This is a genomic window from Nostoc commune NIES-4072 (genome assembly GCF_003113895.1).
GTDB lineage: Bacteria > Cyanobacteriota > Cyanobacteriia > Cyanobacteriales > Nostocaceae > Nostoc > Nostoc commune.
On record NZ_BDUD01000001.1, the window covers coordinates 6,062,500 to 6,081,504 of the forward strand.

General features: G+C 39.3%; 18 protein-coding genes and 2 pseudogenes. 11 read left to right on the forward strand and 9 right to left on the reverse strand.

Annotation, left to right across the window (positions count from 1 at the left end; translation table 11 throughout):
- Positions 1-511 precede the first annotated feature (511 nt).
- Positions 512-667, forward strand: coding sequence for a hypothetical protein (locus CDC33_RS39920; protein WP_219930068.1), 156 nt, complete (start codon positions 512-514; stop codon positions 665-667).
- Here the strand turns inward: CDC33_RS39920 and CDC33_RS26970 are convergent.
- From CDC33_RS26970 to CDC33_RS26980, 3 genes are all read right to left on the reverse strand, one after another.
- Complete coding sequence (locus CDC33_RS26970; protein ID WP_181374145.1) at positions 664-1,116, reverse strand: nucleoside transporter C-terminal domain-containing protein; 453 nt, start codon at positions 1,114-1,116, stop codon at positions 664-666. The genes CDC33_RS39920 and CDC33_RS26970 overlap by 4 nt on opposite strands.
- A 115-nt stretch (positions 1,117-1,231) precedes the next feature.
- The gene (locus CDC33_RS26975; RefSeq protein WP_109011533.1) at positions 1,232-1,483 is read right to left on the reverse strand and encodes a hypothetical protein; all 252 of its coding nucleotides are present in this window, start codon (positions 1,481-1,483) and stop codon (positions 1,232-1,234) included.
- Between the two features lie 141 nt (positions 1,484-1,624).
- Entirely contained in the window at positions 1,625-3,025 is a 1,401-nt protein-coding gene (locus CDC33_RS26980) for an amidohydrolase (RefSeq protein ID WP_109011534.1), read from the reverse strand.
- 81 nt (positions 3,026-3,106) lie between these two features.
- Between CDC33_RS26980 and CDC33_RS26985 the strand changes: the two genes are divergently transcribed.
- Together CDC33_RS26985 and CDC33_RS26990 are read left to right on the forward strand one after the other, a co-directional pair.
- Positions 3,107-3,886, forward strand: a complete 780-nt coding sequence (locus CDC33_RS26985) for a cysteine hydrolase family protein (protein ID WP_109011535.1) — start codon at positions 3,107-3,109, stop codon at positions 3,884-3,886.
- A gap of 238 nt (positions 3,887-4,124) precedes the next feature.
- Positions 4,125-4,580 carry a cupin domain-containing protein gene (locus tag CDC33_RS26990; RefSeq protein ID WP_109011536.1) on the forward strand — a complete coding sequence of 152 codons (456 nt, stop codon included), beginning with the start codon at positions 4,125-4,127 and terminating at the stop codon, positions 4,578-4,580.
- Positions 4,581-4,684: 104 nt separating this feature from the next.
- On the opposite strand, the gene CDC33_RS26995 is transcribed toward CDC33_RS26990, so the two are convergent.
- Positions 4,685-6,340, reverse strand: a complete 1,656-nt coding sequence (locus CDC33_RS26995) for a B12-binding domain-containing radical SAM protein (RefSeq protein ID WP_109011537.1) — start codon at positions 6,338-6,340, stop codon at positions 4,685-4,687.
- 438 nt (positions 6,341-6,778) lie between these two features.
- Between CDC33_RS26995 and modA the strand changes: the two genes are divergently transcribed.
- The gene (modA, locus tag CDC33_RS27000; RefSeq protein ID WP_109011538.1) at positions 6,779-7,570 is read left to right on the forward strand and encodes a molybdate ABC transporter substrate-binding protein; all 792 of its coding nucleotides are present in this window, start codon (positions 6,779-6,781) and stop codon (positions 7,568-7,570) included.
- Positions 7,571-8,056: 486 nt separating this feature from the next.
- Here modA and CDC33_RS27005 read toward each other — a convergent pair.
- A pseudogene (locus CDC33_RS27005) lies at positions 8,057-8,320 on the reverse strand (IS66 family transposase); the annotation flags it as partial.
- A 443-nt stretch (positions 8,321-8,763) separates the two neighbouring features.
- Between CDC33_RS27005 and CDC33_RS27010 the strand changes: the two are divergent.
- A pseudogene (locus CDC33_RS27010) lies at positions 8,764-10,013 on the forward strand (ISNCY family transposase).
- 632 nt (positions 10,014-10,645) lie between these two features.
- On the opposite strand, the gene CDC33_RS27015 reads toward CDC33_RS27010, so the two are convergent.
- The 3 genes from CDC33_RS27015 to CDC33_RS27025 all read right to left on the reverse strand — a co-directional run bounded on the left by CDC33_RS27015 (position 10,646) and on the right by CDC33_RS27025 (position 12,701).
- On the reverse strand, positions 10,646-11,227 hold the full coding sequence (locus tag CDC33_RS27015) for a peroxiredoxin (protein WP_109011539.1): 582 nt from the start codon (positions 11,225-11,227) through the stop codon (positions 10,646-10,648).
- 57 nt (positions 11,228-11,284) lie between these two features.
- Positions 11,285-11,527 carry a regulatory protein SipA gene (gene sipA / locus CDC33_RS27020; protein WP_100900296.1) on the reverse strand — a complete coding sequence of 81 codons (243 nt, stop codon included), beginning with the start codon at positions 11,525-11,527 and terminating at the stop codon, positions 11,285-11,287.
- A gap of 670 nt (positions 11,528-12,197) precedes the next feature.
- On the reverse strand, positions 12,198-12,701 hold the full coding sequence (locus CDC33_RS27025) for a Spy/CpxP family protein refolding chaperone (RefSeq protein WP_109012722.1): 504 nt from the start codon (positions 12,699-12,701) through the stop codon (positions 12,198-12,200).
- Between the two features lie 356 nt (positions 12,702-13,057).
- Here CDC33_RS27025 and CDC33_RS27030 point away from each other — a divergent pair, with 356 nt between their 5' ends.
- Both CDC33_RS27030 and CDC33_RS27035 read left to right on the forward strand, forming a co-directional pair.
- The gene (locus tag CDC33_RS27030; RefSeq protein ID WP_109011540.1) at positions 13,058-14,323 is read left to right on the forward strand and encodes a sensor histidine kinase; all 1,266 of its coding nucleotides are present in this window, start codon (positions 13,058-13,060) and stop codon (positions 14,321-14,323) included.
- Positions 14,323-14,985, forward strand: a complete 663-nt coding sequence (locus tag CDC33_RS27035; protein ID WP_109011541.1) for a response regulator — start codon at positions 14,323-14,325, stop codon at positions 14,983-14,985. The genes CDC33_RS27030 and CDC33_RS27035 overlap by 1 nt, the downstream gene beginning before the upstream one ends.
- 21 nt (positions 14,986-15,006) lie before the next feature.
- Here CDC33_RS27035 and CDC33_RS27040 read toward each other — a convergent pair whose 3' ends face one another.
- Positions 15,007-15,432, reverse strand: a complete 426-nt coding sequence (locus CDC33_RS27040) for a nucleoside deaminase (RefSeq protein ID WP_109012723.1) — start codon at positions 15,430-15,432, stop codon at positions 15,007-15,009.
- Positions 15,433-15,523: 91 nt separating this feature from the next.
- Here CDC33_RS27040 and CDC33_RS27045 point away from each other — a divergent pair, with 91 nt between their 5' ends.
- The 4 genes from CDC33_RS27045 to CDC33_RS27060 all read left to right on the forward strand — a co-directional run bounded on the left by CDC33_RS27045 (position 15,524) and on the right by CDC33_RS27060 (position 18,949).
- Complete coding sequence (locus CDC33_RS27045) at positions 15,524-16,315, forward strand: ion transporter (RefSeq protein WP_109011542.1); 792 nt, start codon at positions 15,524-15,526, stop codon at positions 16,313-16,315.
- Between the two features lie 167 nt (positions 16,316-16,482).
- The gene (locus CDC33_RS27050; protein WP_109011543.1) at positions 16,483-17,553 is read left to right on the forward strand and encodes a TIGR04222 domain-containing membrane protein; all 1,071 of its coding nucleotides are present in this window, start codon (positions 16,483-16,485) and stop codon (positions 17,551-17,553) included.
- Positions 17,502-18,392, forward strand: a complete 891-nt coding sequence (locus tag CDC33_RS27055) for an MbnB/TglH/ChrH family RiPP precursor modification enzyme (protein ID WP_244919362.1) — start codon at positions 17,502-17,504, stop codon at positions 18,390-18,392. Before CDC33_RS27050 ends, CDC33_RS27055 begins: the two co-directional genes overlap by 52 nt.
- On the forward strand, positions 18,383-18,949 hold the full coding sequence (locus tag CDC33_RS27060) for an SCO6045 C-terminal-like domain-containing protein (protein ID WP_109011545.1): 567 nt from the start codon (positions 18,383-18,385) through the stop codon (positions 18,947-18,949). The genes CDC33_RS27055 and CDC33_RS27060 overlap by 10 nt, the downstream gene beginning before the upstream one ends.
- Positions 18,950-19,005 lie beyond the last annotated feature (56 nt).

Sequence of the window (19,005 nt, forward strand, 5' to 3'; positions counted from 1 at the left end):
TCTCTTTATATTTGCAGAAGATGGTTAATGCCGTCAAGCTACATGCATCATGATTAGCAACATCTAAAAAATAAAATTTGTTTTGACGATATATTGTATTATTAATCTTTGAGCGAAATTATACAACTAACTAATGGCTGGGTTCCGAGGAATAACTTTCACTCTTTAGATAGTTGTTTCTAATGGGAAATTTTCAAATACTAGACTGAAAATTAGCGATCGCAATCAAAAACTTTGGGCATGATTGCGCCAAGATTTTTGGCTAGGAATTATTTTTTTACAAAATCCAATTTTATAAAAAGCAATCCACGGATAAATTAGGATTTTTAAAGTGTCTAATATGTAACATGTTTACTCAGAACTCCTGTGGAGGTAGGATAATAAATCCGGTTTTACTCCACCATTCAATCTAGTATTTTCACATAAATGCAACGTATTCTTGCGTTTTAAGCTACTGGGCAGCATCATTATAAAAAGTTTTAGTTATACCCTTGCACTAGCAAATCTGCAATTGAGGTTAGTAATTAAGTTGGTGTACTGGTTTCAATACTTATCGGGTTTTGGAAACCCGGCTGCTAAGACTCATCCAGCGATCGCTTTCTCCAGCATCGGGGGTAAGGGCGATCGCCAAAATCGGAAAACCCTCTTTCCCCCCCGCCTCCTTTAAATCAACATCCCAGCAATACAAGCGGTAATAAAACCCGCTAACAATCCGCCAATCATTGACCTTACACCCATGCGAGCTAAATCATGCTGGCGATTAGGTGCTATTCCAGTAATGCCGCCAATAGTAATTCCAATTGAACCGATATTGGCAAAATTACATAAAGCGTAAGTCGCAATAATTACTGCACGTTGGGAAATTTTACCACTTTCAATTAGTGTCTTCAAATCCAAAAAAGCAATAAACTCATTCAGAATTGTTTTTGTACCCAATAAAGCCCCCACTTGCCGACAATCAGCCCAAGGAGTTTTAAGAATCATTAGCGCCAATGCAAACTCTAATCCCAAACCCCACGCCACTATGCGCCAACGCACCGCACGACGATTAACCGAGAAGGCGTAGGATATACCGATAAAAACTAAAATCCCCAACGCAGAAATAGCGCGTTCCATGTTTACTCCCGGAAATGTATGGCAAAGGCACTTGGACACAAAGCATACACAAAAATCCGCGTGTTTTTATGGGTTTGTAGTCAATTACTAGGGTTTTGATGTTGTAAATAAGGACTTAGCGATCGCACTTCAAATTATTGTAGAAAAACATGGCGGTATTCTGGAGGTCAACATACAAATCGTAAGAACCTTGATAATTGGCATCTCCACATGGCGCATTGATTAAGTTGCCAACAAAGTGAAAGTGTTCAAAACCAGACAGTGGATGCTGGCGCACCAAAGCAGCAAGGCGTTCAGCATCAGACGGAGCAAAAGTAGCATTGAAAAATTGCGGATCTGTTTGATTATGATTGTTTTCTTCACTCATAAGTAGCCAACCTTAATTCAATTAGGCTTTGCCTAGTACTACAAGATATCATGTTATCCACTAGAATCACACCTTATTAGACTTCTGTCATCATTGTAGAACGAGACAGTTTTTATATTAGGTTAAACCATAATTTATGTTTTACAATCCCATAACCGTGCGATAATGAGCCTCGATTTGCGCGACGGTTTCAGACTTACGCTTTGTCTCCCATTGGCTGCGGTTAAATAATTCTTGTCGCAATTCATCAACGTTAATTGTGGTAACTTTGCCATCAGCAACAATTTGCTTACCATTTACCCAAGCACTATCAACAACATTGGTAGGACGACCTAAGACTAATAAGCCAATAGGATCTGTACGGGGTAATAATGATAAATTGGTGAGATCATAAAGTACCAAATCGGCTTGTTTACCTTCAGTTAAAGAACCGAGTTTGTCTGCTATATTCAGCCCCTTTGCACCTCCCAAGGATGCCATTTCTACAGCTTGTTTGGGTGTAATCCAGTTTTGATAATTTGAGTCTGTAATATTATGTAAAATAGAACCCATTTTGATTGCTTCTAGCAAATCTTGAGAGTCATTACTAGAAGCACCATCACAACCAAAAGTTACATTTACTCCAGCTTGGCGATATTTTAAAATAGGGGCGATGCCACTGCCTAAGCGCAAATTACTTAAGGGATTATGAACAACTGTAGATTTAGTTTCGGCGAGAATGGCGATATCAGCATCATTTAACCAAACGCAATGAGCTAGTGTTGTACGATCGCTCAAATACCCAATCCTTTTCAAATGTTCCACAGCAGTACAACCGTACTTTTCTTGGGCAAGTTTTTGCTGTGCCCTGGTTTCAAGTAAATGGGAGTGACGACAAAGATTATAGCGATCGCTTAACTCACTACATCCTGCAAATAAAGCGTCAGTACACAATTGTATCCCTGTTGGTGCAACTAAAATATTTATGCCCTCATCCGGGCGATGAAACTGTTTTACTGCTTCTTCGATAATTTCCAATGTTGCCGCAGTTGAGCGAAAATAAGGTTCATGAGTTTGGGTTGATTCCCCAGATGGGATACCTGCGCTGAGAGACTCATCTTGAATTAAGGGGGCGATAAAGGCGCGAATTCCCACTTCTCTGTAAGCGCGAGTTGCAATGGCGATGGTTTCTAACTCAAGTCCGGGAATTAACACCAGATGATCTACTACACTTGTCCCGCCGGAAAGTAGGGTTTCCACCGCAGTACCCAAGGCGCTGAGATAAACCTGTTCAGGATCGAGGGGAGCAAAATCATACAGTTCCGCCAACCATAATTCTAAAGGGAAAGCTGACATGATCCCCCGTTGCCACATCTCTGATGAGTGGGTGTGAGCGTTGAAAAAGCCAGGTAGCAATAGCTTATTTTTGCCATCTATAGGTGTGCCGATTACCTGTAGATTAGAAGCAATGGCTGCGATCGCACCATCTATAATCTGCACATCTACCGTTGCATAATCATCATCGGCGGCAATCAAAACATTCAAGATGGTGAAATTTAGCATATTTAACCTTGATTAAGTAATTGTATTCTCAAGTGAATTTCAAGTTACAAAATAGAAAATGGCGTTCGGTATTGCAATTTTATGAATTTACCATTACGGACATTGGGAGTGCCACCAAATGCGTGGACAGTGAATGATGCGATCGCAGATATCACTCGTCCTCAAAAGGCCCCACAACCCGTTATTTTATCAACAGAAACTAAAACCCTGCGCCTAGACTTGGCAAAAGCAGCTATCCTCGTCATCGATATGCAAAACGACTTCTGTCACCCTGATGGCTGGTTAGCGCATATCGGCGTGGACGTAACTCCAGCGCGTCAGCCTATTGAACCTTTGAACAACTTGCTTCCAGAACTGCGTGAAGCTGGTGTTCCAGTCATTTGGATAAATTGGGGAAATCGTCCCGATTTGCTCAATATTAGTGCTAGTTCGCGCCATGTCTATAACCCCACAGGGGAGGGTGTAGGATTGGGCGATCCACTGCCAAGCAATGGTGCTAGAGTACTCATGGCAGGTAGTTGGGCCGCAGCAGTAGTAGACGAACTAGAAAAAATTCCCGAAGATATTTGTGTGGACAAATACCGCATGAGTGGATTTTGGGATACGCCATTAGATAGTATCTTGCGGAATCTGGGAAAGACAACATTATTTTTTGCTGGTGTTAATGCCGATCAATGTGTTCTAGTTACGTTATGTGATGCCAGCTTCTTAGGATATGACTGTGTGTTAGTTAAAGATTGTAGCGCTACCACTTCTCCTGAATATTGTTGGTTGGCGACATTGTACAATGTTAAACAATGCTTCGGTTTTGTGACTGACTCCCAAGAGATTTTAACAGCGCTGCAAACAGGTGAGGAGTGAATCAATTTTAGATTTTAGATTTTAGATTGATTTCATGCATAAATTCTCTTTCTTCCCTACGGGACGCTGCGCGAACGATCAATATTTTAGATTTGTTCTCGTGTTTAAATTTGCTTGCTCTAGGACATTTTTGAATTTTGAATTGAATAATTCAAATTCCAAAATCCAAAATTATGTGATTCAAAACTCGATTTTAGGAATTTTCATACCCATCGATAACTTCTGAGGGGATAAATAAATGTACGCTACTCGTTGTGTAATTCCGGTTATCAAATCTAGCAAAGATTACCAAGTATATCGCATCAGTCCCGATGCCTCTAATCGATTAGCAATTATCTTCGATTCGACAAGTGCTAATACTTCGTTGACTTGCTGTATAGAAATTTTTGATGTTGGTGGACAAACACCCCCAAATCGCCATCAGTGGGCGGTGGAAATGTTTTTCGTCCTCAAAGGCGAAGGGATCGCCATCTGTGACGGTAAGAGTGCCACAATCAAAGCTGGAGATAGTTTATTAGTGCCTCCCACTGGTACTCATTTGATTAAAAATACTGGTTCTAGTCGCTTGTACACATTGACTGTTATGATTCCCAATGAAGACTTTTCGGAATTGATTCGCAGTGGGATTCCGGCGGAGTTAGATGCAGAAGATATGGCAGTATTGGGAAGATTCGATGCTTTGATGCCCTGTTAAAATAATTCGTAATTTATTGGGGATTCCTCGTTTCCATGTGAAACACGGGAACGAGGAAATATTATGAATTACGAATAATTTATCGTTAAAAAACTTTTAGCTTATTAACTACGAACTTTAGTCAGGATTTTTTGAGAATAAAACGAAGCTGATTCTTCGTTTTTGGCACAATCTTGAGCAAACTTAATCAAATGATGTCCGACAAGTCCAACGTGAATCAAGTTTTCAATATTACCTGCTTTTAATGCTGGCTTTGCCATTTTCCAAAAAGTTTGACGATAGTTACTAAATATGCCTACTCGCAGCAAAATATTGACTAAATAAGTTAAACCTTTGCGAATATTAGCCCCAGAGGTACGAGCTGGACTGTTAGGTACTTCGATGCGGTTTGGATAGGTGTGTTCTATGTTGTAGGCAAACCGTTGATATAAAAATTCTGGCTCATAAGCAGTTGTAATGCAGCGCCGCCACATCTCAACAACTTGCTCGTAGGGCATCAAAAACTCAACATTTGATTCGCGGCTTTCATCAAACACAAGCCGTCCTTCTGCTTCTAACCTCCGCCATAAAGGAGTTCTTGGCAATGCATGAAGTAGGTTAATTGTCAACATAGGAATTTGGGATGCCCGAATAAATTCGAGAATTCGGTCTGCTGTTTCTGGTGTATCTGTATCTAACCCGATGATGATTCCTGATACTACTTCCATACCATAGCTATTTAAAACCTGAATTGCTTTTAAGATTGGCATACTCAGATTTTGGTCTTTAGAAATGGCGTGGAGAGCATCTGGTTCTGGTGTTTCAATACCGCAAAAGATTGTGCAAAAATAGGCTTCGCGCATCATTTCCAGCAGTTTTGGACTTTGAGCTAAATTGAGCGTTGCTTCACAGGCAAACTGGATGGGGTAGCCATTGCGTTTTTGCCAGTCAATCAGATGAGGAAGCAACTTCATAGCGGCGCGGCGATCGCCAACAAAGTTATCATCAACAAAATACACTGCCCCCAGATTGCCAGATTGTCGCATTGCATCTAACTCTGCGACCACTTGCTCTGGTGTTTTCATGCGGGGACTGTTGCCGTAGAGTTCTGGAATATCACAAAACTCGCAGCGATAAGGGCAACCACTAGAAAACTGCACATTTGCCAGGAAATAATCATTAATATTCAGCAAATGATAAGCTGGTGTGGGAAACTCTGTTAAAGGTAAACGTTCCTTGGTTTCAAAGCGAATTTGCGCTTGAGGACGTTCCAAGTTTTGGTCTAGATACTCGATTATGCGATCGCTTGCATCTCCCAATTCACCCAAATGTAAAATATCAAACTCAGGATAATATTCTGGACACCCAGATACCGAGGGGCCACCAACAACTGTAATTTTGCCCGCTCGATGGGCAAGTTCATTAATTTGATTAATCTGTGGTTTTTGGATATGCATTCCACTCACAATCACCACATCACACCATTGGTAATCAGCTCTCGTTGCTGATTTGACATTCTCATCAATAAACCGCACTTCCCATTCTTTAGGTAAGTAAGCAGCTACAATTAAAATACCTTGGGGTGGCATAAAAGCCCGGACATTACCCATGAGTGGGTAGGCGTGATGAAAAGTACCAAAAGAGCGGCTGTACTTGGGAAAGATGCAAAGGATACGTCGATGTTGCGAGGGAACGTAGCTGGTTCTCTTAGTGGTAGAAGCGGTTTTTGAATCGGCCGCTATATGGGTTGGGTTTTCTAAAGACTTTAGATTTACAGTCATCGCAAATTTTACCCCGAAAAACTGAGCAGCTAATTTGACAGTTTATCAAACAGAATTCAGGAGTCAGTCGCCAGAATTCAGAATTGAATTCTGAATCGATTTAGTGGATGAATAAACGGGTTTAAAACCCCAGACGCTCCTGCGTCGCTAACGCTGCGCTATCGTCTGCACGGTGTCTACAATTGGTTGGGGTCTGAATCCCCAACGAACATTGATTCTGACTCCTGGATTCTGACTTCTGACTCCTTCTTCAATGACACAATCACTTGTAATTCCAACTAGCTTACCGTGATATTTCAGAAGTTTTTAACTGTAAGATAGAATACTTACCCTGTTCTTTTTTAGGAATTTTACCGATAAAGTTGGTTAAAAGTTGGTATTACTGGTACGATTTTACCTAGCATCAATTTTGGAAACAACCTATATTGCACCTTTTCTATGAAAAGAAGACAAATTCTTGGCTTTCTCGGTATAGCAGTTGCAGGCTTGCTCCTGGCAATTGGTTTACCATTGGTTACTCCTTCTTCTGTAGTAGCACAATCAAGCACCAACATAACCGTGTCCGCAGCTTCTAGCTTAAAAGATGCGCTGGAAGAAATTAAGCCTTTGTACCAACAAAGTAAATCAAATATCAACATTAGTTATAACTTTGGGGCTTCTGGTGCTTTGCAGCAACAGATTGAGCAAGGTGCGCCTGCGGATATCTTTATTTCTGCTGGTCAAAAGCAGGTGGATGCCTTAGAACAAAAAGGATTGTTGCTACCAGGTAGCCGTACTAACCTGGCAAATAACAGTCTAGTCTTGATTGTGGCTCAGGATGTTGTTGGTATCAGTAGTTTCTCCAATTTAATAAGTAGCAGAATTAATAAAATTGCGATCGGTGAACCCAGAAGTGTACCCGCAGGGCAATATGGAGAGGAAGTTTTAAAGAATTTGAAACTTTATGATCAGCTTAAATCAAAATTTGTCTTTGGTAACAATGTGCGTCAAGTCTTGGCAGCAGTAGAAAGTGGTAATGCCCAAGCAGGCATAGTTTATGCCACTGATGCCAAAACTTCCAACAAGGTAAAAGTCGTAGTCACTGCTGATGAAAAACTTCACTCACCGATTGTCTATCCAGTAGTAGTAATTAAAAGCAGTAAAAATATTTCTGCTGCCAAACAATTTGTCCAGTTTTTATCTGGCAGTCAAGCTAAGACTGTATTGAGAAAATATGGGTTTATTGTCTGAGTGTCTAATTAGTAGTTGTTTGCAAGTAAGCTGAAAAAACATCTATCACTAGCCATTCCTTCGTGATAGAAAAAAGTTTTGCCAGCGTCCACAAAGGCATTTCAGTAATGCTAAACAAATAATTATTGTGGAATGTCAGCTTATTGAAGCTCCCTGTCTCTAAAGAGGCGGGGAATTTTAATAGCTGGCTTTCGTGGGTATAAGCATCTACAGTTAGCGGGAAATTAGACAAAAATTAAGAACATGATGACAACTATAAATGAGACTTATGGCATAAATCTTCTGATAGAGAGACGATAACAAAATGAAATTGTATTCTGTTAACAATGTCATTTATATAAAGAATTGAAATCAAAAGAATTACTCAATATTATTACCAACAAAAAGAGAGTGGAGTAAACAGATGAGGTTTGCCCTAAGACGCCGCAAATTAGGTCAATTGATGATTCTCAGCACAGTAGGAGCAACGATCGTAAGGATTCAGGTCTAAGCTAGAGGGATTAAAGATGGGGTCTGCACAGCAGAGTTAACCATCGCTTTAATAGCTTGCTCAAAAAAGTCAATTACAGAACGTCCTTGACGACGACAAGTTTGAATAACCGTCAATAAATTGGCAGTATCTTGAAACCGCTCCAGAGAACGGGAACCACCACTAACTTTTCGTTTTGTGACTGCTAAACGTAACGTTCGTTCAGCTAAATTATTATCAGGGGGTATGTGCGGATGGTCTAAAAAATACCAGCAATTCTCATTTTGAAATAAATAGAGTATTAACCCCCATCTAGAAATTCAAAATATAGTACAAAATAACTATTTTTCTGGGAAAGGCGATGCTTGTGGCGAGGGAAGCGATCGCTAAAAAAACAATTTGACCAATTATTCCTTGATGGTACAAGCCCCTAAATTTATTTATGGATAGATAAATTTTAAACTTTGCTTGGTTCAAGCCCCCGGATTTATCCGTGGGCTTTAATTGCGAATTGCGAATTGCGAATTGCGAATTGTGCTGACCAATTGATTAAGTATAAATACTCAGTTCATTTGCGGGAATTGGCTGACAACGAAAAGGAAATCCAGAAAAAAGTTCTGTTTTGAGAAAAGAGAACTCAAGCGAAATAAAAATTTATAACTGTTGTCATCTCAGGTAAAATTGGTAAGTTAAAAATCCACATCTCGCGTCAAATTAATCCAAGATGGCTCAAAAAACGGCGACCCTAGAAATTCATGAATTAATGCAATTTTTACGGTCATCATTACATGACTTACCCTCTGGAAAGGAAACCCGGAAATAATACTAAATATCAGGTAGAAGATGCAGTGATGGCTGCGTTTTCAGTCTTTTTTACTCAGTCACCATCTTTTTTAGAGCATCAACGTTTAATGAATAGCAATAAGGGGAAAGATAATGCTGAAAGTTTATTTTCAATTGAGGCAATTCCTAGCGATAACCAAATAAGAAATTTATTAGATCCGGTTCCAGCGACTACTATTTTTTTGACCTTTCAAAAAGTATATCAATGGTTAGAGTCAAAGGGAGTTTTAAAAAAGTTTCTCTACTTAGATGGAGAAATTTTAGTAGCTTTAGATGGCACAGAATATTTTGCATCTAAGAAAATTAATTGCCCTCATTGTAATTGTCGTAATCATCGAAACGGAACTACAACTTATTTTCATGGCTGTGTCACACCTGTTATAGTTTCTCCTAATCAAAAACAAGTAATTAATTTAGAGCCAGAATTTATTAAAAAGCAAGATGGACATCAAAAAGAAGATTGTGAAAATGCAGCTGTTAAAAGATGGTTAAATAATAATCATCAAAATAAGTATGGTTATCCTGTAACCCTTTTAGGGGATGACTTGTATTCTCGCCAACCTATTTGTCAATTAGCACTAAAACAAGGTTATAATTTTATTTTTGTTTGCCTAGAAACGTCACATAAAACGTTATATGAATGGCTAGAATTTTTAGAAAGAAGTGGAGACGTTACAACTCTTGAAAAGAAACAATGGGATGGGCGAAAAAATCTAATTTATCGTTATCGTTATGCTTCTAGAGTTCCCTTAAGAGATGGAGATTCAAGTCTCGAAGCTAATTGGTGTGAAGTGACTGTTATTAATGAGAAAACCCAGAAAATCATCTACAAAAATAATTGGATAACTAATCATAAAATCACTGGCGACAATGTTGAAGAAATTGTCAAAGCTGGACGCAGTAGATGGAAAGTTGAGAATGAAGGTAATAACGTTCTAAAAAATCACGGTTACAATTTAGAGCATAACTTTGGTCATGGTCAAAATCATCTGTGCGAATTCTTATTGTCTTTAAATTTACTAGCTTTTTTATTCCATACTGTTTTAGATTTAGTTAATTATACTTATCAAAAAGTTCGTGAGTTATTAGCAACTCGGACTAGTTTTTTTAATGATATTCGTACCTTATTAAAATTTATTTGGTTTAAAAGTTGGTCGGAGTTTTTCTTATTTATTCTTACCGAATATATCCCGCTCACAAAAGGAAATTCTAGTTAAAAATGTCAAAATTTGAGAGGAGGTAAAGATTATTAATTGAGAGAATTTACAAAATAGGTTGGAATTTCAGCTATATTTATAAGTTGAAATCTATTTTTCATGGGCAGAATTTTAAAATTGTTTCTCTTCAACTAATTATCATGATTATCTTTCAAATAAATCATAATTAGACAGAATTTCTCTATGTAAACAAGAGGACTTTATCTTCTTTTATTTTCAAAATGAGAATTGCTGTATCGATATTGATACACCAAAGGATTACGAACAATTGATATCAATTACCAAAGCGCAGAATTAACTTATTCTACTGCTATGATATCCCCGGCTTATCGCCAGTGTAAAAATTCAGAAGCAAAGCCAAAGGCGAGAAGCAAGCTACGCAATGAGCAACTCTTGGAGACACTAACGCAATTAAAATTTTAGAGATACTTGCCTTTCAAGGTTTACAACTGTTTCATAATTTTAGTGAATTGGTATCAGAACAAGAAAGTGGGGGATTCAAACCCCCCACTGTCTTACTCAGGAACTTCGTACTGTACTTGAGTCTCAAACTCCTAAATACTGATTAGACAGCCAGGGTGTAGACTGTAATTTTTCTAATCGTGCCAGCACTTCTGAACTATGAATATTTGGGTTGACTTTGACAAAAGTCTCGCGCAAGACGCCCTGAGGATCGATGATAAAACTGTGGCGCATAGATAAGGAGCCGAGCCACGAACCGTAAGCTTTACTCACTGAACCATCAGTGTCAGCCAACAGTGGGAATTTTAGTCCCTCTGAATCACAAAATTCGGCGTGAGAATCAATATCATCAGCACTTACGCCAATAATCTGGGCATTTTTTTCGAGATATTGGGGTAAGTCTTGCTGAAAACGGCGAGCCTCTATAGTACAACCGGACGTGAAGTCTTTAGGATAAAAGTAGAGAACTAGCCACTTACCGCGCAAGTCAGAGAGGGAAATTTTGCCATTACCTGTATTGGTTGGCAAAGTAAACTCTGGTGCGGGTTGATTAATTGCAGGAAGTTTACCACCAAGAGCGTTAGCAACAGGGGTAAAATTCAGCCAGCTGATGAGAGAAATACAGCTGGCAAATAATATGCTTAAAAAAGTGCGGCGGGAAATCATGGTGCAAACCAGAATTACAACTTTACACAAGTTTACAATTCTTGGTTGCTGCTAATCTCATTCTAAATGAGATTCGGGTGGGGTATCAGTGCTTTCGATGTATTGGCTATCTAAGAGAAAGGCTCCCCTAGTAAAGCGAATACCCCAATATCCACCAGGTCTGCGGTCAATGACTATACCCTCTTCGCCAATGTGAATTACATCGGGCGGGCGTAGCATGGGCATGGGTTCAGCAGTTTTGACGTAGGGCGGTAGTGCCACAACCCGGACTTTACTACCAATTGCGAATTCTTTAGACATTTTATCAAGCTAGGAGTTTTGAATTAACTCATAACTCATAACCAGCTTGAAAGTCTACTAAATTGAGCATGGATTGGAGAAGAATTCAGAATTCATAATTCAGGAGCCACCAATCTTGATGCTCTGGTGCAAGACCCTGCGCTATCCGCCAGTCGCACAAAATTTATTCTGAATTCTGACTTTCAGCTTTTGACTTTTGACTTACCCACAGGGGCTGACTCCTAAATTCTGTTTCGATAAATAGGGAAAGGGAAAGGAGAAAAATTTCATCCCCTTTCCGCATCTTCTGCAAGAAGTCTATTAATTTTTGATTATGGAAAACAATGCTTAGACATAAGTCAAGTTAGCTATTTTTTGAAAAATTATTAGTAGAACTTACGCATTGACAGAAAAGCCAAAATAACAGGTAGAGTTTTCAAGGCTGATAGCTAGATTTTTCAATGAGATTTTAGCGATGCCTGCGGCGGGCTACGCCTACGCACTCAATCAAAGGTGATTGATAAAAGCCCGAAACAACGTATTTAGGTTGATGCACAAGATAGTTATTTTGTACAGTGCGTAAGTCCTAATTAGGAAACTCCAAAAAATAAATTATCCAATTTCTGGGCTTCACTACGACTTTCTCTCCCCCTAAAGCAATGGGATATTTTGTCCCTTATTGGGGATTACCTTATTGACGACGCGAAGGAGCATTTTGACGGAATTGCTCTATTTTTTGGCGCTGTTCGGGGGTCAACACTGCTTGAATCTGTTGTTTTTCAGATTCCCGGATTTGTCGGATTTGGGTTTTCTGTGCTTCGCTCAGATTTAAGTCACCATAACCACCTTTTCCTCGACGTTGACCTGGTTGCCGTTGACCTTGACCTGTTTGCCCCTGAGCCTTACGCGCTTGCCACTCAGCCCGACGTGCTTGTTTCGCCGCCTCTAACTTGGCCTTTTGTTCTGGGGTGAAAACTGCCTCCATTTTGGTGCGGCTATCGCGCTTAATTGCTTGGATTTGGGTTTTTTGGGCATCTGTTAGACCCAATTCTTTCCAAGGGCCCCTTTCTTTTTGTGGAGTTTGTGCAAGTAACACGGGTGAAGGAGAAGCTGTTTGGGCATTAACAGCAAAGGAAGTAGCAGTTAAAGTGAGAGCGATGGCTCCAGCGACTAGCGATAATGCTTTGAATTTCATTACTTGTCTGGTGGGTTTTTCCTGGTTGGATGCCATTATCATAAGAATTTCTCTTTAGTAATCACATGAGGAGAAAGTCATGGTTTTACCCATGACTTTAGTCATGATTGAATTTCAACAAACATGATTGACAATAAAGAGTGAGAGCTAGGAATAATAAAATTTTTGATTATGATTAATTTATCAATCATTGTTTAGCTTATTACATAATGTACTTATAGTCTAAATTCACTCTTAGTTCTTCATCCAGCGAAATTTTTAAATAGTAAAGGCTATCGCTAAAATACCCGAAAAAATCAATTATTAACTTCAACCTCTTAACTTTTAACTCATTTTTAACTGGAGCAATGTGGCTAATGAGTCATCTAATTCAAATTAAAAAACATCCTTTTCCGTCTCTACTTTATCTAGAGTGGACATTACTGGCAATCACCGCATTGACAGCCTTTATACCACCTCCATTAAAGCATTTTCGTCCTAAGCCTCCAGAAATATCAATTTGTGGGGCATTTCCAGATTTGTCAGTTTGTAGCATATTACCAGAACTATCAATTTATAGTCTGATTGTTTTTGCAGTAATGGGCTTAAGATTACCCAGGAATAACCATAAAAATAAGGCAATCTACACAGGCATTGAAATTTTATTGATTTTAATAATTGGGCTTTTTGGAGAGAGATTTGCTCGGTTGTTTCCCTTTCTATATATAATTTTAGTGACTCGTAGTTGCCTAATTTTTCAGCTAAATGGGCGTTTATTCGTTACAATTTTGTCATTTGCCTTATTTTTACTTACTACACAACTAAAATATCAATTATTCAATTTTCAAGCATCGCCACAAGCACAAGAGCGATATCGATTTTTGATTTTGAATTCGTCACTGGTATTTGGCTTAAGTTTGGTTTTTGTGTTGTTGATGATGAATGCAGTATTGTCTGAACGGCAAAGTAGAGAAAAGCTAGCGATCGCTAATGAAAAACTGCGCCAATATGCCATGCAAATTGAAAATCAAGCTACTTTAGAAGAACGCAACCGCATTGCTCGTGAAATTCATGATTCTTTAGGACATTCTCTAACTGCTTTAAATCTGCAATTAGAAACTGCTTTAAAATTATGGCAAGCTAACCCAGGTAAGGCTGAAACATTTCTAGCAACAGCAAAAGAATTAGGTTCAAAAGCCCTAAAAGATGTCCGCGAATCTGTTTCTACTATGCGTTTAAATCCCTTACAAGAACAATCTTTAGAACGGGCGATCGCTAGTCTTTCAGAAAACTTTCATCGCTCAAATGGTCTTTTACCAATTTATCAAATCAACCTGGAATATCCTCTACCACCTGAAATAAACACCGCTATTTACCGGATTACTCAAGAATCTTTGACAAATATATCTAAATATGCTGATGCCACAGAGGTTAAACTAGAACTGGCTACGAATAGAGGCAATTTGCGATTGATAATTCAAGATAATGGTAGAGGTTTTGACTTAGGGCAAAATACTACAGGTTTTGGACTTCATAGTATGCGCGATCGCACTTTAGCACTTGGAGGTGAGTTTAATATTAGTAGCGCTCCTGGTTCTGGTTGCAAAATTATAGTTAATATTCCCTTAACGAGGTTGACATAATGATTAAAGTGCTGTTAGTAGATGACCAAGGTTTAATTCGTCAAGGATTAAGAGCGTTATTAGAATTAGAACCAGATTTAGAGATAGTAGGAGAAGCAGAAAACGGTGAACAGGCTATTAATTTAGTTGCTGAATTTCAGCCCGATGTAGTATTGCTAGATATCAGAATGCCCATTATGGATGGAGTTGCAGCGACACGAGAAATTCAAAAACGTTTTGCCAAAACTAAAATATTAGTACTGACGACTTTTGATGATGATGAGTATGTATCAGCAGCATTGCAAAATGGGGCAATGGGTTATTTATTGAAAGATACACCCTCAGAAGAATTAGCTGTTGCTATTCGTGCCATTTATAAAGGATATACTCAATTAGGCCCAGGTATAGTTAAAAAGCTGTTAACTCAGTTTTCTAATGGTACACCAACCCAATCACAGCCTGTACCGTCTAGTTTAGCTGAACTTACTCCTAGAGAAAAAGAGGTTTTGCGGTTAATTGCTACAGGTGCTAGTAACCGAGAAATTGCTCAGGAACTCTACATTTCTGAGGGGACAGTAAAAAATCATGTTACGAATATTTTAAACAGATTAAACTTGCGCGATCGCACTCAAGCTGCGATTTGGGCAAATACATATTTATCCTATTTGAATGAATCAAGTTAAATAATTCGTAATTCATCACGCTTATTTAAATAAATCCAAGCATTCATTTTTTAAAACGCCTTTGGTAACTTTGATGTTTCTAAATGACTTAGCGATCACTTCTTCGCAAGATATATTAATTTGTGATTGATTTAGAGTAATTAAATCTTGAATTGAAGCACCATATACAATTTCTGCTACACCACTCCAAACACAAGCAGTTGCACACATCGGACAAGGTTCGCCAGTTGTATATATGCTATAACCTTCTAAAGAAGGGTTTTTAAGTTTAGCTGTTAAACTACGAATAACATTAATTTCCGCATGGGCTGATGGATCGTTGTCTTTATTAACAGTGTTATGAGCTACGGCAACGACTTCGTTATCTTTAACAATTACAGCACCATAAGGCGCATCTCCTTTTTTTGCTTCTGCCAAAGCTAAACGCATAAAATATTCTGGGTTCATATAAGCTAAGGTTAACATAAGGATAATGATTAATAATATCGTATTTCTAATGCTATAACTGGGAATTAAGATTAGTTAATGATGGTCGAATATGTTACTGAGCAGACAAGAAACAGAATTCTACTTAAAAGACCTGGAAACACCAATAGGTAAAGCAATTAATTTAACGCTTGCCGCTATGGTGCTAATATCATCAGGGATTTTTGTGGCAGAAACTTATAATATTCCTGATTCTGTGCGGTTTCAATTGCATTTAGTCGATAGTGCGATCGTCATTATCTTTGCGGTGGAATATTCACTCCGTTTGTGGAGTGCAGAAAACAAAATTAAGTATATTTTTAGCTTTTATTCGATTATTGACTTAATGGCGATTTTGCCTTTCTTTCTAGGAATGGTGGATATCAGCTTTATCCGCCTACTGCGATGGTTTCGGATTTTACGATTAATCAGATTTATCGATAGGAAATTTCTATTCGCCACTATCAGCACCGAAGATGGAATGATTTTTGCGCGAATATTATTTACATTATTTGCAATTGTTTTTATTTATTCTGGCTTAATTTATCAAGTAGAGCATCCGGTTAATCCTCAAAATTATGGTACGTTTTTGGATGCATTCTATTTCTCTGTTGTCACAATGACAACTGTGGGATTTGGCGATGTTGTTCCAATTTCTGAATTAGGGCGCTTGCTAACAGTACTGATGATTTTCACCGGAATTGCGCTGATTCCTTGGCAAGTAGGGGATTTAATTAAGCGAGTTGTGAAAACTGCTAATCAGGTAGAAACAGCTTGTTTAGGTTGTGGTTTGGCTTTCCATGATGTAGATGCTGGGTTTTGTAAAAGGTGCGGGGCTAAGTTGCCTAGTCGCAGGGTTGATTGACAGAGTAAGTAGTGGCACTGACGAAGCATAAATTTTAGGGTGTGCTACAATCTTGTGGTAAAGTAGATGACAAACCTGAGAAAGCCAAATGTTCTAAAAAACGCTGCAAACATTGAGTCATTTAATTTCTCTTACTTTCAGTAATTCCCTAAAAAGGAGTAAAGCCAATGAATGCATTACTGCATAATCAAATTGCAGATATGTATGGGCCAGATTTTTTACTGTTTTATTGCTTTGTCATTGGGATAACTTTGGTAGTTTGCCAGCAGCTAGTGCAAGATCCAACCAAAAACCAGCCTCTGCCGTTAATTCCTGCTGAACCAGATCCTTACGAAATCGCTTATTTGCGTTCCCAAGAAACAGGAATCGCCAATGTAGCTTTATTTGACTTGATTGTTCGGGATTATTTGCAAGTCAATGAACAATCCATCAGCCAAGTACCAAATCATCCTGATGTATCTCACCTACAGCCTATAGAGCGTGAGGTATTTGATAAATTCTCTTCTTCTTCCACTGCTCAAACATCTGTTTGGTTGGCAACCGAGAGTATCCAGTCATACAGCAATGCCTATGAAGAAAAACTCCAAAATGAGCAATTGTTGTATGCTTCCCAGTGGCAAGAACGGAATATCAAAGTTGGCTTGATTGGGGCGATGATTATTTTCAGCTTGGGGGGCTATAAGCTGCTCATCGCCTTGGGTAAGGGGCGCTATAACGCAGGTTTATTAATCACCATTGGTGTATTATCCATTATCTATTTGCTGTGGTTTGTCAGTAGGCGTACACATCTCAGCCATCGGGGAAAAATGTATCTGCAACAACTTCAAGAAACATTTACCCGATTGCAGCAGAAGGCAAAGTATGACATCCCTTCTGTATTTGATTACAACTTACTGGTGGCACTCTTTGGCGTTGAGGCGCTAGCTGGAACCTCTTATGACTCCTACTACAAAGCCTTTTTTCCACCAACATTTTCTAGAAAAGTTACCACAGTAGAGAGTTCGTCTAGTAGCTTATGCGGTAGCTTTTCATGCAGTAGCAGTAGCCCCTCATATAGTACTAGTTATCGCAGTAGTAGTTCTGACACTAGCTCCTCATGCAGTACTAGTTCTGGCTGTAGCTCCTCATGCAGTAGTGGTTCTGACAGTGGCTCCTCATGCAGTAGTGGTTCTGACAGTGGCTCCTCATGCGGTGGTGGTTGTGGCGGTGGCTGTGGCGGTGGCTGTGGAGGAGGTTAAGAGCAATGCTTTCTCATCTCCCTAGTTTAGGCGTGGGGTTGGGTTTTCGAGAACCGTTTAAAAGTGATCTGTTTCTCAACCGTCAGCAGGTTGACTTTTTGGAAATTGTTGCTGAACACTATTTAGATGCATCTTGGCAAAAACAGCAGGAGTTAGAACTGCTTGCTGCTCATTTCCCGATAATTCCCCACGCGATTAATCTTTCGTTAGGCAGTGCTGAAGGTTTGGATACAGATTATTTACGCAAACTTGCAGCATTAATTAAGCAACTCAACCCGCCTTGGTGGAGTGAGCATATCTGCTTTACAAAAGCGGGTGGAGTCGATATCGGGCATTTATCCCCGCTACCTTATACTCAAGAAGCTGTGGAAGTAGTCTGTCGCAATATTGCCGAAGTTCATCGCTGGGTTGATGTACCACTGATTCTGGAAAATATCACTTATATGGTGACGCTTCCAGGTGCAGAAATGACTGAAGCCCAATTTTTAGCCGAGGTGGTAGAACGTTCTGATTGTGGACTGTTATTAGATATAACGAATCTCCACACTAATGCTGTGAACTACGGCTATGATGTCCATGACTTTTTGCAACAATTACCGTGCGATCGCATCGTACAATTACATTTTGTTGGTGGACATTGGCATGATGGTGTATTAATTGACAGCCATTCCCAATCCACACCAGTGGAAGTCTGGCAACTGATGGAAGAAGTTGTTGCCCGTGTTCCAGTTAAAGGGATTATCCTAGAACGAGATGAAAACTTGCCACCCTTTGCAGAATTGACAAAAGAACTGCAAAAAGCACGGGAAATTAGCAGGAGTAATGCCAGATGGGGTTAGCACAAACCCAGGAAGTTTTAGCCCAACTTTACACCAATACCGATTTGAGAGAGCGTTTCTTTGCTAACCCAGAAACCGTTGGCGCAGAGTTGGGGCTAAGTTGCGATGAAGCACAAAAGTTAGCTCAACTTTCAGCAAAAGAGGTAAACATCTTTGCTAATTCTCTGAAGTGGAAACGGTTGGGGGAAGTACGCCAACTACTTCCACGCACTGCGCGGGCGTTGGGTAAAAATTTTACTGCCTTATTTTGGCGATATGCTCAAACTCATGTACCAAAGGGAATCAAAAAACACAAAGAAGATGCGATCGCTTTTGCTAATTTTATCTTTAAAGTTGCCCAAGAGGAAAACCTAGATCCATTTTGGATTAGTGACTTGGTACGCTACGAAAAAACATGGCTGTTGGCTTATGAACCTACTAGCCGCTTAATTGTGTGTTGGTTTGGTTATCCTGTTGGCATAGCGAGTGCAGAGGGGATGAAGCGCCAACCAACCATCGCAATTTGGTTTCGATTCTCAAAGCGATTGCAACTGCGGCATATTGTACGCTCACTATAGCGTGTTAATTACCAGGTAGTTCACGGTAAAATAATCTTTCTCTGGCGATCGCTCAG

What these genes read in the sequence shown, in the direction of transcription:
- CDC33_RS26970 (WP_181374145.1), bottom strand. Translation starts at nt 1,116, where the DNA reads ATGGAACGCGCTATTTCTGCGTTGGGGATTTTAGTTTTTATCGGTATA.
- CDC33_RS26975 (WP_109011533.1), bottom strand. Translation starts at nt 1,483, where the DNA reads ATGAGTGAAGAAAACAATCATAATCAAACAGATCCGCAATTTTTCAAT.
- CDC33_RS26980 (WP_109011534.1), bottom strand. Translation starts at nt 3,025, where the DNA reads ATGCTAAATTTCACCATCTTGAATGTTTTGATTGCCGCCGATGATGAT.
- CDC33_RS26985 (WP_109011535.1), top strand. Translation starts at nt 3,107, where the DNA reads ATGAATTTACCATTACGGACATTGGGAGTGCCACCAAATGCGTGGACA.
- CDC33_RS26990 (WP_109011536.1), top strand. Translation starts at nt 4,125, where the DNA reads ATGTACGCTACTCGTTGTGTAATTCCGGTTATCAAATCTAGCAAAGAT.
- CDC33_RS26995 (WP_109011537.1), bottom strand. Translation starts at nt 6,340, where the DNA reads ATGACTGTAAATCTAAAGTCTTTAGAAAACCCAACCCATATAGCGGCC.
- modA (WP_109011538.1), top strand. Translation starts at nt 6,779, where the DNA reads ATGAAAAGAAGACAAATTCTTGGCTTTCTCGGTATAGCAGTTGCAGGC.
- CDC33_RS27015 (WP_109011539.1), bottom strand. Translation starts at nt 11,227, where the DNA reads ATGATTTCCCGCCGCACTTTTTTAAGCATATTATTTGCCAGCTGTATT.
- sipA (WP_100900296.1), bottom strand. Translation starts at nt 11,527, where the DNA reads ATGTCTAAAGAATTCGCAATTGGTAGTAAAGTCCGGGTTGTGGCACTA.
- CDC33_RS27025 (WP_109012722.1), bottom strand. Translation starts at nt 12,701, where the DNA reads ATGAAATTCAAAGCATTATCGCTAGTCGCTGGAGCCATCGCTCTCACT.
- CDC33_RS27030 (WP_109011540.1), top strand. Translation starts at nt 13,058, where the DNA reads ATGAGTCATCTAATTCAAATTAAAAAACATCCTTTTCCGTCTCTACTT.
- CDC33_RS27035 (WP_109011541.1), top strand. Translation starts at nt 14,323, where the DNA reads ATGATTAAAGTGCTGTTAGTAGATGACCAAGGTTTAATTCGTCAAGGA.
- CDC33_RS27040 (WP_109012723.1), bottom strand. Translation starts at nt 15,432, where the DNA reads ATGAACCCAGAATATTTTATGCGTTTAGCTTTGGCAGAAGCAAAAAAA.
- CDC33_RS27045 (WP_109011542.1), top strand. Translation starts at nt 15,524, where the DNA reads ATGTTACTGAGCAGACAAGAAACAGAATTCTACTTAAAAGACCTGGAA.
- CDC33_RS27050 (WP_109011543.1), top strand. Translation starts at nt 16,483, where the DNA reads ATGAATGCATTACTGCATAATCAAATTGCAGATATGTATGGGCCAGAT.
- CDC33_RS27055 (WP_244919362.1), top strand. Translation starts at nt 17,502, where the DNA reads ATGCGGTGGTGGTTGTGGCGGTGGCTGTGGCGGTGGCTGTGGAGGAGG.
- CDC33_RS27060 (WP_109011545.1), top strand. Translation starts at nt 18,383, where the DNA reads ATGGGGTTAGCACAAACCCAGGAAGTTTTAGCCCAACTTTACACCAAT.